Genomic DNA, 15024 nt, shown 5'->3' with positions numbered 1-15024 from the left:
GCTCCATCACATGGTCGAGATGCTCACATCGCGCGAATTCCTCATCGCGATCCTGGCGGCGATTTCTGCGGCGGCGGTGGTTTTCACCTTCGGCTCCTCGATGATCGTCAAGCAGGACATGCGCGTCCGCATCAAGCGCGTCGCCGTCGAGCGTGATCGCATGCGGGCCGAAGAGATGTCGCGCCTGCGTGGTGGTCCGGCCGCCGACGGACGCAGTTCGATCCGCCGCGGCACCGAGACCAAGACCTATATGAAGCGGGCGGTCGATCGCTTCGACCTCAAAAAGGCCTTTCAGGACGACAGCACCGTCGACAAGCTGGCTATGGCCGGTTATCGCGGCCAGGGGCACCTGACGACGTTCCTCTTCCAGCGCTTTGCGACGCCTTTCGTGGTCTTTGCCATTGCCGCGGTCTACCTGGTCTTCCTCATTCCTGGCGACCGGCCCGTTTTCCTCAATCTCGTCTACGCCATCGGCGCCGGGCTCATCGGGTCCTATTTCCCTGTCCTGATGCTCAAGAATGCCACGCAGAAGCGGCAGTCTTCCATCCGTCGCTCCTGGTCCGATTGCCTCGATCTGCTGCTGCTCTGCGTTGAATCCGGCATGTCGATGGAACACGCGCTCAAGCGCGTCGGCAAGGAGATCGGCCAGCAAAGCGCCGAGCTGGCCGAAGAGCTGACGCTGACGACGGCGGAACTGTCCTTCCTCGAAGACCGCACCCGTGCCTATGAAAATCTCGGCCGCCGCACGGGGCTCGACAACGTCAAGGCGGTGATGACGGCTCTCATTCAGGCCGACCGCTATGGTACGTCCGTGGGTCAGGCGCTGCGCGTCATGGCCGAGGAAGGTCGCGAGGCGCGCATGATGGAAGCCGAAAAGAAGGCTGCCGCCCTGCCGCCAAAGCTGACTGTGCCGCTGATCCTGTTCTTCCTGCCGGTGCTGTTCATCGTCATCATGGCGCCCGCCATCCTCAAGGTGATGAGCAACGGCATGATGGGCGGCGGTTGATCCAGGAGATCAACCCTTGTCGATCATGTCCCAGCGGTTCTGCTGGGTGAGCAGGGCGCGCACATAGGCCATGTTGGATTCGACCTGTTCCGGCGGCAGTTCCGCCGCATAGATCGCGCGGCACTCTTCGAAACGCCCCTGCAAACCAACGACGAGCGCCAGATTCTGCCGGGTCTGCGTGGTCGCACCGCGCATTTGCACGGCACGGCGCAGGTGCTGCTCGGCCAGGGGCAACTCATTGGTCATGGCATAGGAGAGGCCAAGATTGGTCTCGATACCCGCTTCGCCGGGCGCGATGGTCGCCGCCTGGCCATAAAGCGCGCGCGCTTCGCCATGCCGGCCCATCTGGTCGAGCGATGCGCCCTTGACCAGCAATGCGTTCCAGTCTGGCGCATCGGGTCGGATCGCCCGGTCGAGCACGGCAATGGACTGATCGAAACTGCCCATGGAGGCGAGCGCCTTGGCATAGGCGACCGAGAGTTCGACATCATTGGGATAGGCGCCCATCGCCTGTTCCAATGCGGCAGCGGCCTGCTGCGGCTGGCCCGCGGCGCGCAAGGCGGCGGCATAATGAATGACGACATTGCGGTCGCGCGGATTGGCCTTGTAGCGGCCGGTCAGTTCCGCCAGGGTCTGCTGGCGCTGTTCCTGGGGCAGGGCGGCATAGTCGGTCGCCCCGAGCTGCCCGCGATTGGAAGCGCAGGCCGAAAGGCTCAGTGCCGCCACGCCGGCCAGAAGCAGGCAGCGCATGGAACGGCTCATGGAAACGACACGCAACAAGGCTGAACTCCTGCCGGGGACGGTGTCCCTCATCCCTTCCAGCAATAAATCATTAACCCTAACAGCCGGTTAAAGTGGGGTTCTGGCCGATTGCCGAACGAGGGGCAGAGGTCTAGTTATGAGGCAAAGCCAATCTGGAGCCGCCTCATGTCCACCCCATCCCCGATCCCCGTCATTTTCGTCGGCGAAGGGGGGCTCGATGGCGGCCAACTGACCGCGCGGCAGCGCGGTTGGGCCGAAGCCAACGGCTTTTCCGGCCAGCGGGGCAAGCTGCTGGCTCTGCCGGGCGAGGGTGATGGCCTTGCCGGCTATCTCTTCGGCATCGGCGCTGCGGAAGGTCGTCCGGCCTTTGTCGCTGGGCTCGCTGCTACAGCGCTGCCCGCCGCCGAATATCGTCTTGAAGGCGAGCTTGGCGATCCGACCCTCGCCGCCATCGCCTTCCGCCTCGGCGCCTATCGCTTTGATCGCTATCGCGAAGCCAAGCCCGTGCCGACGCTGGTCCTGCCCGAGGGTGCCGATGCCGGGGAAGTCGACCGCCACGTCACCGCAGCTACGCTGGCGCGCGATCTCGTCAACACGCCCTCGAGCGATCTCGGTCCCGATAACCTCCACAAGGAGGTCGAACGTTTCGCGTCCGAGCGCGGGATGAATTTCAAGGCTATCGTCGGCGACGATCTCCTTGCCGAAAATTTCCCGATGATCCACGCGGTCGGCCGCGCCAGCGCACAAGCGCCGCGCCTCCTCGATCTCACCTGGGGCGATGAGAGCCATCCCAAGGTGACCTTGGTGGGCAAGGGCGTCACCTTCGATACCGGCGGGCTCGACATCAAGACCGCGGCCGGCATGCTGATGATGAAAAAGGATATGGGCGGCGGCGCCAATATTCTGGGGCTTGCCCACGCTATCGTCTCCGCAAAACTGCCGGTGCGCCTGCGCGTTCTTCTGCCGGTGGTTGAAAACGCCATTTCCGGCAATGCTTTCCGGCCCGGCGACGTGCTCCATTCGCGCCGCGGCATTACCGTCGAAATCGGCAATACCGATGCCGAAGGCCGCCTGATCCTGGCCGATGCCCTCGCGCTCGCCGACGAGGAAAGCCCCGATCTCATCGTCGATATGGCAACGCTGACCGGCGCCGCCCGCGTGGCGCTCGGCCCGGAATTGCCGCCGCTTTATTCGACCGACAATGCCCTGGCCGCCGAGATCACCGCCGCCGGCCTCGCGGTGGAAGACCCCTTCTGGCCCATGCCGCTCTGGTCGCCTTACGATGGCCAGCTCTCCTCGAAAATCGCCGACATGAACAATACCGGCGCGGGCGGCTATGCCGGCTCGGTCATCGCTGCCCTCTTCCTGCGCCGCTTTGTCGGCAAGGCCAAGGCCTGGGTGCACCTCGACATTCTCGCCTGGGCCCCCGAAGCCCGGCCCGGCCGCCCGGTGGGCGCTACCGACCAAGGCATTCGCGCCCTATTCTCGGTCATTCGCCAGCGTTTCGGCGCATAGATTGAAATAGTTGACTTTAACAACTGAATGCTTGATTAAATCAAGAATTCAGGAGTCTTGTCATGGCCGAACCAGCCGACATTGCGCAAGTGCGCACCTTCAATCGCTTCTACACCCGGATCATCGGCCTCCTCGAAGAGGGTATGCATCAGACCTTGCATACCCTCTCGGAAGCGCGGGTGATCTATGAACTCGACAAGGCCGGCACGACCACATCCGCCATGGTGGCCGAGACCTTGGGCATGGACCGGGCACAACTGAGCCGACTGGTCGGTAAGCTCGTCAGCCAGGATATTGTCGCCGTGCTGCCCCGCGCCGGCGACAAGCGTTCGGTGCCGCTGGCGCTGACGCGCGAGGGCCGCGAAGTGGCAAAGCACTTCAATGCCATGAGCGACGCCAAGGCAGCCGAAACCCTGCTTGATCCACTGACCCCATTCGAGCAGCGGGATCTCGTCGGCGCCATGCGCCGCATTTCGGCGCTGCTCGCCGAACCCGAGGACGCAACGCTCGTCCTCCGTCAGCCGCGCGTCGGCGAGATTGGCTGGCTCATTCATCGCCAGGCCGTGCTCTATCATCTCGAACAGGGCTGGAATGGCGAATTCGAAACGCTCATAACCCGTATCTATGCCGACTTCGAAGCAGCGCCCAGCGCGCCAAGCAAGCAGCTATGGGTCGCCGAAATCGAGGGCGAAGTGGCCGGCTCGGTCTTTGTCCTGCCCGCCGAGGATGGAGAGGAGGGCACCGCGCAATTGCGCATGCTCTATGTCGAACCCATGTTCCGCGGTCGCGGCATCGGCGCCAGACTCGTCGCCGAAGCCATCACCTTCGCCAAGGCGTCAGGCTACAAGCGCATCATGCTCTGGACGCAGGATTGCCTCGCCTCGGCCCGCTCGATCTATCAGAAGGCCGGTTTCGTCCTTGCCAAGGAAGAACGGCACCACTCCTTTGGCGCCGATCTCAATGGGCAATATTGGGTGCTGGAGCTTTAGGCTCAGCCCTCGGGATTGATGTCCTCGATCTCGGCATGGTTGGGCGTTGGGTCGAGGCTGGCATTGCCCTTGGGAAACAGCAGCGGCGCCATGGCAAAGCCGATGACGACCAGGGCCACCATGCCCCAGCCAGCCCATTTCTTGTGCTTCTCGATGAACTCGCCGGCCAGCGGCCCGAAGAAGTAGAAGAGCCCGCAGGGCACGAAATATCTGAGGCCGCGCCCGATAATGCCATAGATGACAAAGGTCCAGATATCGAGCCCGGCGACACCCGAGGTGATGGTAATCACCTTGTAGGGAATGGGTGAGAGCGCGCCGATCAGGATCATCAGCGGGCCATTGTCGTTAAAACTCTGGCGCAGCGATTCAAAGCCATTGGCGGCGCCATAGAATTCGATGATGCCCTTGCCGATGCTGTCGAAGAGGAAATAGCCGATTGCGTAGCCGGCAAGGCCCCCGGTGACCGAAGCCACGGTGCAGATCGCGGCAAGGCGCCAGGCCCGCATGCGGTCGGCTATGATCATCGGCGCCAGCATGATTTCCGGAAACACCGGAATGATCATCGCTTCCAGGAAGCACAACAGGGCCAGAATGGGCTCGGCCAGACGATGCTTTGTGGCGAGCTTGAGCCGATCGTAGAAGCCGAGTTTGGCTACCGGTGCAGTTTCGGTCATGCAGTCCCCGTGACGAAATCGCTTGTGCGACAAGGTTTAGGGGGATTTTCGAAGCGGGCCAGTGAAATTTCCGTCAATAGCCGCGCGACCTGTCGACAACATTGATCAGCGGTCTGCCCGCCTGATGCTCCCTGACGATATCGGTAAAGTAGCGCACGCCGCTCTTTTCGTCTGATATCGCCGCGATATGCGGCGTGATATAGCAGTTTTCGATATCCCAGAGCGGGCTGCTCTGCGGCAGGGGCTCGGTCTCGAACACATCGAGACTGGCCGCGCCCAGCGTGCCATCGGTCAGCGCCTTGACGATATCGGCCTCGCGCTGATGTCCGCCCCGCGCGGCATTGATGACCACCGGCCCACCCTCGAAATGGCCCCGCCGCAGTTTCGAGAACGTATCGGTGTTGAGGATGCCCGTTGTGTCTGGCGTCAGGGGCAGCAGGTTGACCAGGACGTCGGTGCCGCCAAGAAACGGTTCAAAACCCTCGTCGCCGGCAAAGCACTCGATGCCCTCGATGGCTTTGGGCGTGCGGCTCCAGCTACGGAGCGAAAAGCCCAGCGGCTTGAGGCGACGCACCGCGTCCTGCCCCAAAACGCCCATGCCCATGATGCCAACCGTGGTTTCGCTCGCCGCCGGCGGATAATACTGGCTCCAGCGGCGCGCCTGCTGGTCCCGGTGGAAGCGGGTATATTGCCGGTGGTGCATGGTCACATGGGCAACGACATAGTCGCTCATGCGCTGGCTGAGATCCTCGTCGACAAAGCGCACGATCGGCACATCGGGGAGGCGCGGATGCTGCAACAGGGCATCGACGCCCGCCCCGCGCGACAGGATGACTTCGAGCCCGGTCAGCCCGTCAAAGGCGTCCGCCTGCGGCTTCCAGACGAAGATGTAGCGCACATCGGCGGGATCGAAATCATCGCCGCGCCGCACCACCGGATAGGGCGCCAGGGTCTTGCGGAAGGATTCGGCCCAACTGGCCTCGTCGACATCGGTCACGTGCAGAAGCATCATGGTAGCGGGCTCTTTCAAGAAAAAAGCCGCGCTTGTGGCGCGGCTTATGCATTCGGATCGAAACCGGACAGGCCTCAGTGCGTGGTGGTCGCAGGCGCAGCGGCGGGAGCCTGGGTGGCTTCGCCACCGGCGGCCGGCGTGCCCTCGACATTTGTTTCGGGCGCGGTCGTCGTCGGCGTTTCGGTTGCGGCGGCGGGTGCTGCGGGTTCCGCGCCTTCGGCGGCGGGCGCGGCTTCGCCTTCAGCCGGTGATTCGGCCGGGGCTGCCTCGGCGGCGGGGAAGGGCACCGGATCGGGCGACAGGCTCTGGAGATAGGCCAGGATGTCGGCGCGCTCTTCGGGCGAACGGACGCCGGCAAAGGTCATCTTGGTGCCCGGGGCATAGGCCTTGGGATTGGTCAGGAACGTATTGAGGTTCTCATAGGTCCAGGTGTCGCCGGCAGCCTTGTGCGCCAGGAGCGCATCGGAATAGGCGAAATTATCGAGGTGCGCTTCGCTCGAGCCCACTATGTGGTAGAGGTTCGGACCCTGCTTGTTGGGTTCGCCTTCGCCAAAATTGTGGCAGGACTGGCACTTGCGCACGGCAGCGGCGCCGCGTTCGGCACTGGCGCTGGCGAGCAGAACCCCAAGCGGAACTTCCGGGGCAGCTTCTTCAGCGCCGCCGGCTTCAGCCACTTCGAGTTCGGGCAGGGCATAGCCCGGGCCGCGGTCTTCGATTGGGTGGTAGATGGCCTCAGCCAGGAAGCCCACGCCCATGACAAACATAAGTGTGCCAAGGACGGCGCCCATGATCTTGTTTAGCTCGAACGAATCCATTTGGTCTCTCTACCGGTCCATCCCCGGGTGGACATTGAACGAACCGAGCCCAACTGGCTTTCAGGAAAAGCCTGCCTCAACAAGCCCGGTCCGACGCGCGCGGAAGATAGTATTACGCCTCGCGAGGCGCAACAGGGCAATCCCCCCATGCGACAATTCCCCCAATGTCATGCCAATTTAGCCTTGGCAACCTCCGATTGACACCCTCCGGCCCCGGGACTAAAGCCCGCTGAGCCAGATGAACGGACATCCCATGAGCAAGAAAATAGCCTTTCAAGGTGAACCCGGCGCCTTCAGCCATGCCGCGGCCGCCAATGTGTTTCCCGGCGAAGAGTTCGTGGGCTGCGTAACTTTCGAAGAAACGCTCAATGCCGTGCAGTCCGGCAAGGCCGATTTTGCCGTGGTTCCGGTCGAAAACTCGCTCTATGGGCGCATTACCGATATTCACCACCTACTTCCGGAAAGCGGCCTCTTCATCATCGGCGAAACCTATCTCCGCGTCGAAATGAACCTGCTCGGCGTGCCGGGCGCAACGCTGGAGGACGTCAAGGCGGTGCAGTCGCTGTCCGTCGCCCTCGGCCAGTGCCGCCGCTTCATCTCCGAGAACGGCTTCCGCACCATCAATGCCGTCGATACGGCGGGCTCGGCTCGTGAAGTCGCCCAGAAGGCCGACAAATCCGTCGCCGCCATCGCCTCGCGCTTTGCCGGCGAAATCTATGGCCTCAATGTTCTCGCCAGCAATATCGAGGACGCCGATCACAATACGACGCGCTTCCTGGTGCTTTCGCCCAAGGAAAAACTTGCCCCGCAAGAGGGCAAGGTGAAGACCACCTTCATCTTCCGCGTGCGCAACGTGCCGGCCGCGCTCTACAAGGCCATGGGCGGCTTTGCCACCAATGGCGTCAACATGACCAAGCTCGAAAGCTATATGGTCGGCGGCGCTTTCACGGCCACTCAGTTCTATGCCGATATCGAAGGCCACCCGGACGATATCGGCGTGCAGCATGCCTTTGACGAGCTGAAGTTCTTCACCGACCAGTTCAGTATACTAGGCGTCTACCCAGCCTCTGAACAGGGTTGATAGGCTCCCGGCTCCGAAACGATTGGTAACACATGTGGGCTAGTGTGCCCTCTGCGCATATCTGCCAGCCCTCCGCGGTGCTGTCAGATTTGCCGCATTCGTGTTGTCATATCTGCGGCTTAGGCTGCACGCGTCCGATCCAGGGGCCTTTCGTTGGAACATTTCAATCTCATCGTCATCGGTTCTGGTCCCGCAGGCCGCCGCGCCGCCGTGCAGGCGGCAAAGCTGGGTAAATCGGTCCTGGTGGTGGAAAACCGCCTGCGCCTCGGCGGCGTCTCCGTTCATACCGGCACCATCCCGTCAAAGACCCTGCGCGAAACCGTCCTTAACCTCTCCGGTTGGCGCGAGCGCGGCTTTTATGGCCTTTCCTATCGGGTCAAGAAGGACATCGAAGGCAAGGACCTCGGCGCCCGCCTGCGGATGACGCTCAACCACGAGATCGAGGTTCTGGAACACCAGTTCAATCGCAATGGCGTGCGCACTTTCGGCGGCATGGCGCGCTTTCTCGATCAAAACCACATCGCGGTGGTGGCCCCCGATGGCGACGAGACGCGTTTCGGTTTCGACCATGCCGTGATTGCGGTTGGCACTGCACCCTATCGCCCGGCCAATATTCCATTCAATGACCATTCGGTGCTTGACAGCGATAGCCTCGTCTCCGAACCGCGCGTGCCGCGCAGCCTGACGGTGGTGGGTGCCGGGGTCATCGGCATTGAATATGCCACGATTTTCTCGGCGCTTGACGTGCCGGTGACCATTGTCGAGCCCAAGGACAGCATTCTCGATTTCATCGACCGCGAAATCATCGAGGAATTCACCCACGATCTGCGCCAGCGCGGCGTCACCCTGCGGCTCGGCACCAAGGTCGAAAAAGTCGAGATCGACGAGCAGGGATGGGCCGTATCCATCCTCGCCGACGGCCGCCGCATCCGCACTGATATGCTGCTCTACGCAGCCGGCCGTTCCGGCGCCACGGCCAATCTGGGGCTCGAAAATGCCGGGATAACGCCGGTCGATCGCGGTCGCCTGAAGGTCGACCCGGTGACTTTCCAGACCGAAGTGCGCAACATTTATGCCGCTGGCGACGTCATTGGCTGGCCCTCGCTTGCCTCAACCTCGATGGAGCAGGGACGCATTGCCGCGCTGCACGCTTGTGGCGCGCAGATGCCGCCGGCGCCGGAATTCTTCCCCTATGGCATTTACGCCGTGCCGGAGATTTCGACGGTTGGCCTGACGGAACAGCAGGTTAGAGCCCAGAACATTCCCTACGAAGCCGGCATTGCCCGTTTCCGCGAAACCTCGCGCGGCCACATCATGGGCCTGCAGTCGGGCATGATGAAGATGATCTTCGCGCTCGACACCCGCAAACTCCTCGGTGTCCATATCGTGGGCGAGGGCGCCACCGAGCTGATCCATATCGGTCAGGCGGTGCTGAACCTTGGCGGCACTTTGGACTATTTCGTCGAGAATGCCTTTAATTATCCGACACTTGCCGAGGCCTACAAGATCGCCGCGCTCGACGCCTGGAACCGCATGCCGCGCAGTCAGACTGCGGCCCCGACGGCGGAAGTGACCGACCTTGAAGCCGCTCGCCTCAAGGCGCAGAAGGGCAAGGCGGGGGCGTAAAGCTCCCGCTACATGCGGAAAAATCGTTGGATTTTCGTACGGGGAGGGGAAATGGTGCCCAGAGCCGGAACACGTAAATCTAACGAAAACAAATAGTTAGAGAGAAGTGGGACGGTTTTCTGTCCTGCATTTTACTGCACTTCTTCGGTTTCCTGTCCCACCGTGACAACAGGATTTCGACGCGCCTTCGGGCGCTCCGCCCCACCACACCCCATAGGAACCCCTATGCATATTCTAACCTTCGGCCCTCGGCCGCGGGCGCGATGTTCGATGTGCTGATCGCACCGGGCATTCGCCTTTTCAATTGGCAGCTCAAACGCACTTCCACCGGTGGCTGGACCATATACTCGCCCGCCGCGAAGGGCGGCTCACCAACCGCAATGATAGACCCGGATGCACGGGCGCGTCTGGTCGCGGCGGTGCAACTTGAGCTCGGCGGCGAACGTATTGGGCCTACACGCACCTAACCCCAGGAGCGCCTGCGCGGCGCTCCACCACACCACTGCCCGCACCGGCACGACGCCGGTGCTCGACTGCCCGCGCCCTTGATGGCGTAATCAGGAGATACGGATGCGCGTTATCCAAACGCATCTGATGGCCCCTTCCGGCCATCGGACCGGGCACACGTGCCTTGGCTTTTTTGACCTTGAGCTTAGCTCCAACGTTCGTCTCTACAAGATCGCGCTGCTGCGCATGCGTGACGGCCGGTTCCGATCAGTTGCACCATATGCCGGGAAGAATCTGGCGGCGACCTTTTCCCCCGCTCTTGCCGAGCGGATTACCGCGCTCGCCCTAGACGCGTTCGGGGAGCATGCACATGCCGCTTGATGTTGACTACTTCACTCACGACACCAACGCGCTCCCCATCCTTACCGGCAAGCCTGCCAAGTTCGCCTTCCATCGTACCTTCGAGCCGATCAAGCCCAAGGATTTCGTTATCGACGGTCTGCTGGCCAAAGGCGAGGTCTCCTGCTGGTTCGGCGAGCCGGGCGCGACCAAGAGCGCATTGGCGCTTGGCATCGCCTGTCACGTCGCCGGTGGCATCCCTTGGATGGGGCGGCCGACTGGCGTTCGAGTTCCTGCGCACCGCTACCCCAGCGGCGAGATAGATCCCGAGCACTGGCGCCCGTCGTCGGTGCTCTACGTTGCATTGGAACGCGGGGCTCAGGTCCAGCGGCGCATCGAGGCATTCACCGACGAGCACGACCTGCAGCAGCCGCTAAAGATTGCAGTGTGGAATGGCCCGCTGGATTTTGTCGGCGACGAGAGTGACCGACTGAGCCAGATCGTGGATATGGTTGAACACGAAAGCTGCGCAGTGGAGCACCCCGCGGGCGAGGATGGCTACAGCATCGACTTGATCGTCATCGACACTCTGGCGCGGACCTTCGGTTCCGGCTCGGACAGCGGCGGCGAGGAGACGGCCAAGGTCGCGCGCCATCTGGAACGAACCCTGAGATTCACCGGCGCTCATATCGCCCTGGTCCATCATACGCCGATCGGCGACGATAGCCGGCTTCGGGGCCACGGCAACTTGCTGGCCGCTTTCGACATGACGGTGCGCGTCCAGAAGAAGGCGAACGGTTCGCTGGCCACGGTCTTGAAGGACAACGACACTCCAGAAGCCGAAAAGCCCGCGTTTGCCTACACTCTCAAGAGCCGGGTCGTCCATACCGATGAACTGACCGGCCGCGAGACAACGGCGCCCGTCGTGGTGCCGGCCGACGAACACACTGCCGCCAAGCTCAAGAGACAATCGCTTCCCAAGGTAGAGAAGGTGACGATGCCAAAGATCGCGACCAAAGCCGAGCAGCCCGTCCTAGACGCCCTTGTGGGTCTGGGTGAGCCTTCAACAGAAGAGGCATGGCGTGCCGCATATGATGATGCCAAGGCTAGTGATGTCACATCAGCCAACCACCGTATGCGCTTTTCGAGGTCCAAGAAGTCGCTATTGGAGAAGGGGCTGATCGTCGTGTCTGGCGACGGAACATGGAGCGCAACAGAACAAGTGTAACGTAACAGACCCCGTAACAGAACATGTTTTTGTTACGTTACACTTTCACGACGGGACTAGGCAAACCCCGTAACAACGCAACACGTAACAGCCCCCCTCTTAGAGGGGGCGTTATGTTACATGTTCGGCGTTACAGGTGCCCCGTTTGATTTCGCTGGTGACTAGCGAGGAAAATCTCCCCCCAAAAATACGCCTAGCCGTAATACCCCAGGAGGCCACGTTGAATATGATTTCTATCGAACCTTGGCACGGTGTTGCCAAGATCGCCGACACCACAGGCCGACCAAATATGAGGAAGGTTGAAGTCGATGTTCGCGCCCTCCGTGACGAACGTCATATGGAGCGCCAGCAATGACCAGCCGTGCCACTCACCTTCCCACCACCGACACGAACCGACCATACCGCGGCCGCCGTCTGAGCTGGAACCAGTTCTATTCCATGCGCCCAGACCTCCGGCCGGCCAATGATAATACACAGCTTGAAGCTTCCCCCACCCGGCGGCCCGATATGGATCGGAGCGAAAAAGTCTCCTGACGATCCCACCCAAACTCACCGACTTTCCCACTCAATATCTCGAAACCCCTGCAAATCATGGCCTTTCGGGAAGGCGACCGGCGAAAGCGAAATGCATTTAAAAAATGCTGTGACTAGACAGATATCGCGGCAGTGCTCCCGTAGCGGGTGGGGAGGTCTTAAAGATCGTTTGCCCAGGGGAGGAGGCCCATGCGGCGCGCGCCTTGTGACCGGCCGCATGTCTAGACCAGCCGGCCCTAGCACCGCCACCCCCGGATTGGGTCCTCCCGGCCCCTCCCGACACCCTGCGGGTACGCCGCCGCGATTCCTCGCACGCTGCAAGTTTTTTGCTAGGCCGTTTCCTTCCTTTCAACGAGTGTCGAGAACTGTTCAACCAAATGACACAGTTGGATTTTTGGCGTCTGAAACGACTGGCGGAAAAGGAAGTCTTGGGCGGAAAGGAAATTTGGCCGGCGCCCTAGACCAAGCGCGACCCCGTGCACAAGAGAGCAATAAAAGCAGCCGTAGATCTGCACCAACCCCAGACATCACCTCCTCGCCGCCCAGGAGAAACCATGACCTTCCGCTCGCCTGCGAATGATAATTCGCGCGCCTATATCGAATTCGACACAGACGGCTCCATCGTTCGCGTCGTGCCAGCGAGACTTCAGAATCCATTGAGGTGTCAGCCGTTTCAGGCAAAGCGGCCGTCAATCTCTGCCGGGCCTTCAATAGCCGAGTTGAGAACTAAGCTAGCATCCAGGCAGGCCATCGGCGACAACTGGGACGGGCGGCACCTTTTGGCTTGGCCGACCGCAGAACGACTCCTGCGCAACGATCGAGTATCTGACCTACGCCTGCTCTATCGCTGGCGGGCACTCTCTGACTTGGCGATGCTGACCCCAGCAAACGATAACGGAATCGAGTACGAGTCCGACGAAAGCGAGGAGGCTTTTGCGGAAGACGCTGCCGATGACCGCCTGCAAATCCGTCCGACAATATCTGAGCTTTGCCGTGCTGCACGCTGGCGCACATCAAACCGGCCCATTGTTTGCGCCGCTCATGCCTATAGAAATGGTGAGCGAGCGGTACGAAAAGCCGTTGGCGGCCTGACGTTCGACCATCGAAACTGGCTCGACACCTTCCGATGCCAACCAGGTTCCAAGGTTGAGCGCCCTCGCGAGGTGCGGGTACATCGCAGGCCGGCGGTGCTTCCACCCCAGGGGCTGCCACAGCCGGCGGACTCCGGCACAACGATAGCGCATATTGAGGCCGCAGGAGAGCGGCGCTTGGTCATTCAGCGCGTCGGCGAGAGTAATGCCGAAGTGCTGGAACTCGCTTGCGGCCCATCGACCGCGAAGTCGATTGGGGAGTATCTCGGACAAACCGGCAAGACAGCCGAGCGCCGCGGAATCGAGGCGGTAGACCTTGCTTTGGTTTCCCTTGCCGACACCTGGTGTCCCTAAAATGCGGCTGACGCCTACACAGTAACAGGGGCGACTATCGCTTTCCTGCACCCTTGGGCGGCACCCACAGGTGCCCACACTCGGCTCCGCTTCGGCGGGGCCTTTTCTTTTGCCCCAACATTTCTGGTTCCTGGAAAACAAAAATGGACAAACACGTTCGCGCTGCCGACCTGCGGCCAGCGACATTTGACGCCGACAAAAACACCGTCGAGGTGGTCTGGACAACGGGCGCAGCGGTGCGCCGTCGGGATTATCTAACCGATACCTTGTTCGATGAAGTTTTATCCCTGGCGCCTGGCCATGTGCGGCTTGATCGGCTGAATGCCGGCGCCCCCTTGCTCGACGCACACGACGACCGACGTCTCGCATCAGTTCTCGGTTCGGTAGTGCCCGGCACAGCCCGCATTGAGAATGGGGTCGGCATAGCGACGATCCAGCTTTCCCGGTCCGAGGACGATGCCGAGATAGTCGGCAAGATCGCCGACGGAATTATCCGCCATATCTCAGTGGGCTACAGGACGCACGCCATCCAAACGTCGGCAGGAACCGGCGGCGCTGAAGAAACGCGGACGGCAATCGATTGGGAACCGCTGGAGATTTCCGCGGTTCCGATCCCAGCAGACGCTGGCTCTCGATTTCGTGGCTTTGGCCGCGATGACAGCCCAGAGGCCGCACGCGCAAGGATGCAGCGGCGCCAAGACGAAGTCGGATTAGCACTGTGCCTTCGCAGGGCAACGCCAGAGGAGGTGTGCCAGATGGGCCGCACTCCTGCATTCATTCCCGATGAATTCTGGCCAATGGTCGAGGAGACTTGATGATCGACAGCACACAAATCAATGACCGCATGATCATTCGCGCCCAAAATCTGTCGACCCCGCTGGGTCGGTTGCAGGAACTCGCGCCGCGTCTCCTGGCCGTACTGCCCGATACTATCGGCGGATGTGCGGAACGCCTCGGCGCCACGCGACTGGAAATCACCGACGCAGCTGAATTCGAGCTCGATCAAATCGCCGACCGCGGCGGGCGGCTTGTCCGCCGCGACCGCACGTTGGCTCGCGCCGATGCAGCCGATCCATTCTATGTGACGAGGTCGACATGACGCTGGATGAACCACAATTCACCTCTTCGGACGTTGCCGAGCTGGTCGGCGAGCGCGAAGCCCGCATTCGGCATTGGCACCACTGCGGATTCAATCGCTTTTTCGGAACCAAGGACGGGTATGCCGTCCGCTACTCCACGCGCGATATAGCCGGATTTGCCGTCGCTCGAGACCTAGTTCGCATGGCCTTTCCTACTCCTCTTGCCGCGCGCATCGGTGCGATTGTCATGCATCGGGCTCCCGAAAGCGATGCCGTCCTTACCGGGACGCCGGCACAGCTTGCGCAGATCGCGCCGCCGGCCGGCTCAGGCATCGCCAATGACCGGACCTCTTGGTCCGTGCCCGGCCAGTCTCGGTCGACGATCAGCATCCCAATCGGAATGATCTGGACCGATATTGCCGCACGCGCAGCGGCACGAGGCGGCCGATGACTTGCACATTGCGAGCATGTT

The 15024-nt window shown here is 61.6% G+C and carries 16 protein-coding genes; 12 read left to right on the top strand and 4 right to left on the bottom strand.

What is annotated here, in order from left to right; genetic code table 11:
* Positions 1-10 precede the first annotated feature (10 nt).
* On the top strand, positions 11-1006 hold the full coding sequence (locus JP75_RS11260) for a type II secretion system F family protein (protein ID WP_035082801.1): 996 nt from the start codon (positions 11-13) through the stop codon (positions 1004-1006).
* A gap of 9 nt (positions 1007-1015) precedes the next feature.
* Here JP75_RS11260 and JP75_RS11255 read toward each other — a convergent pair whose 3' ends face one another.
* Positions 1016-1786: a tetratricopeptide repeat protein gene (locus tag JP75_RS11255; RefSeq protein WP_160194676.1), complete on the bottom strand. Its 771-nt coding sequence runs from the start codon at positions 1784-1786 to the stop codon at positions 1016-1018.
* A 147-nt stretch (positions 1787-1933) separates the two neighbouring features.
* On the opposite strand from JP75_RS11255, the gene JP75_RS11250 reads away from it, so the two are divergent.
* Together JP75_RS11250 and JP75_RS11245 are read left to right on the top strand one after the other, a co-directional pair.
* Entirely contained in the window at positions 1934-3283 is a 1350-nt protein-coding gene (locus JP75_RS11250) for a leucyl aminopeptidase family protein (RefSeq protein WP_035082798.1), read from the top strand.
* 62 nt (positions 3284-3345) lie between these two features.
* Positions 3346-4272: a bifunctional helix-turn-helix transcriptional regulator/GNAT family N-acetyltransferase gene (locus JP75_RS11245; protein WP_035082795.1), complete on the top strand. Its 927-nt coding sequence runs from the start codon at positions 3346-3348 to the stop codon at positions 4270-4272.
* A 2-nt stretch (positions 4273-4274) separates the two neighbouring features.
* On the opposite strand, the gene JP75_RS11240 is transcribed toward JP75_RS11245, so the two are convergent.
* From JP75_RS11240 to JP75_RS11230, 3 genes are all read right to left on the bottom strand, one after another.
* Positions 4275-4946 (bottom strand): YqaA family protein, encoded by a 672-nt coding sequence (locus tag JP75_RS11240; RefSeq protein WP_084587616.1) that lies wholly within the window; start codon positions 4944-4946, stop codon positions 4275-4277.
* A 73-nt stretch (positions 4947-5019) separates the two neighbouring features.
* On the bottom strand, positions 5020-5958 hold the full coding sequence (locus JP75_RS11235) for a 2-hydroxyacid dehydrogenase (RefSeq protein ID WP_035082793.1): 939 nt from the start codon (positions 5956-5958) through the stop codon (positions 5020-5022).
* A gap of 74 nt (positions 5959-6032) precedes the next feature.
* Positions 6033-6773 (bottom strand): c-type cytochrome, encoded by a 741-nt coding sequence (locus tag JP75_RS11230; RefSeq protein WP_084587615.1) that lies wholly within the window; start codon positions 6771-6773, stop codon positions 6033-6035.
* A 253-nt stretch (positions 6774-7026) separates the two neighbouring features.
* Here JP75_RS11230 and JP75_RS11225 point away from each other — a divergent pair, with 253 nt between their 5' ends.
* The 9 genes from JP75_RS11225 (at position 7027) to JP75_RS11185 (ending at position 15003) form a co-directional block, all read left to right on the top strand.
* Positions 7027-7854 carry a prephenate dehydratase gene (locus tag JP75_RS11225; RefSeq protein ID WP_035082791.1) on the top strand — a complete coding sequence of 276 codons (828 nt, stop codon included), beginning with the start codon at positions 7027-7029 and terminating at the stop codon, positions 7852-7854.
* A 153-nt stretch (positions 7855-8007) separates the two neighbouring features.
* On the top strand, positions 8008-9480 hold the full coding sequence (gene sthA / locus JP75_RS11220) for a Si-specific NAD(P)(+) transhydrogenase (RefSeq protein WP_084587614.1): 1473 nt from the start codon (positions 8008-8010) through the stop codon (positions 9478-9480).
* Between the two features lie 570 nt (positions 9481-10050).
* Entirely contained in the window at positions 10051-10308 is a 258-nt protein-coding gene (locus JP75_RS11210; protein WP_035082785.1) for a hypothetical protein, read from the top strand.
* Positions 10298-11494, top strand: coding sequence for an AAA family ATPase (locus JP75_RS11205; RefSeq protein ID WP_035082783.1), 1197 nt, complete (start codon positions 10298-10300; stop codon positions 11492-11494). The genes JP75_RS11210 and JP75_RS11205 overlap by 11 nt, the downstream gene beginning before the upstream one ends.
* A gap of 220 nt (positions 11495-11714) precedes the next feature.
* Positions 11715-11849, top strand: a complete 135-nt coding sequence (locus tag JP75_RS27220; RefSeq protein WP_280113992.1) for a hypothetical protein — start codon at positions 11715-11717, stop codon at positions 11847-11849.
* A gap of 733 nt (positions 11850-12582) precedes the next feature.
* A complete protein-coding gene (locus JP75_RS11200) occupies positions 12583-13473 on the top strand; it encodes a hypothetical protein (RefSeq protein ID WP_035082780.1) in 891 nt (296 codons plus the stop codon).
* 143 nt (positions 13474-13616) lie between these two features.
* Positions 13617-14288: an HK97 family phage prohead protease gene (locus tag JP75_RS11195; RefSeq protein WP_035082778.1), complete on the top strand. Its 672-nt coding sequence runs from the start codon at positions 13617-13619 to the stop codon at positions 14286-14288.
* Positions 14288-14572, top strand: a complete 285-nt coding sequence (locus JP75_RS11190; protein ID WP_035082775.1) for a hypothetical protein — start codon at positions 14288-14290, stop codon at positions 14570-14572. Before JP75_RS11195 ends, JP75_RS11190 begins: the two co-directional genes overlap by 1 nt.
* Positions 14569-15003 (top strand): hypothetical protein, encoded by a 435-nt coding sequence (locus tag JP75_RS11185; RefSeq protein WP_035082774.1) that lies wholly within the window; start codon positions 14569-14571, stop codon positions 15001-15003. Before JP75_RS11190 ends, JP75_RS11185 begins: the two co-directional genes overlap by 4 nt.
* Positions 15004-15024: the final 21 nt, after the last annotated feature.

Origin of the sequence: Devosia riboflavina (assembly GCF_000743575.1) — a bacterium.
GTDB lineage: Bacteria > Pseudomonadota > Alphaproteobacteria > Rhizobiales > Devosiaceae > Devosia > Devosia riboflavina.
Note: the sequence above shows the minus strand (reverse complement) of the source record. Positions and strands in the feature narration are given on the sequence as shown.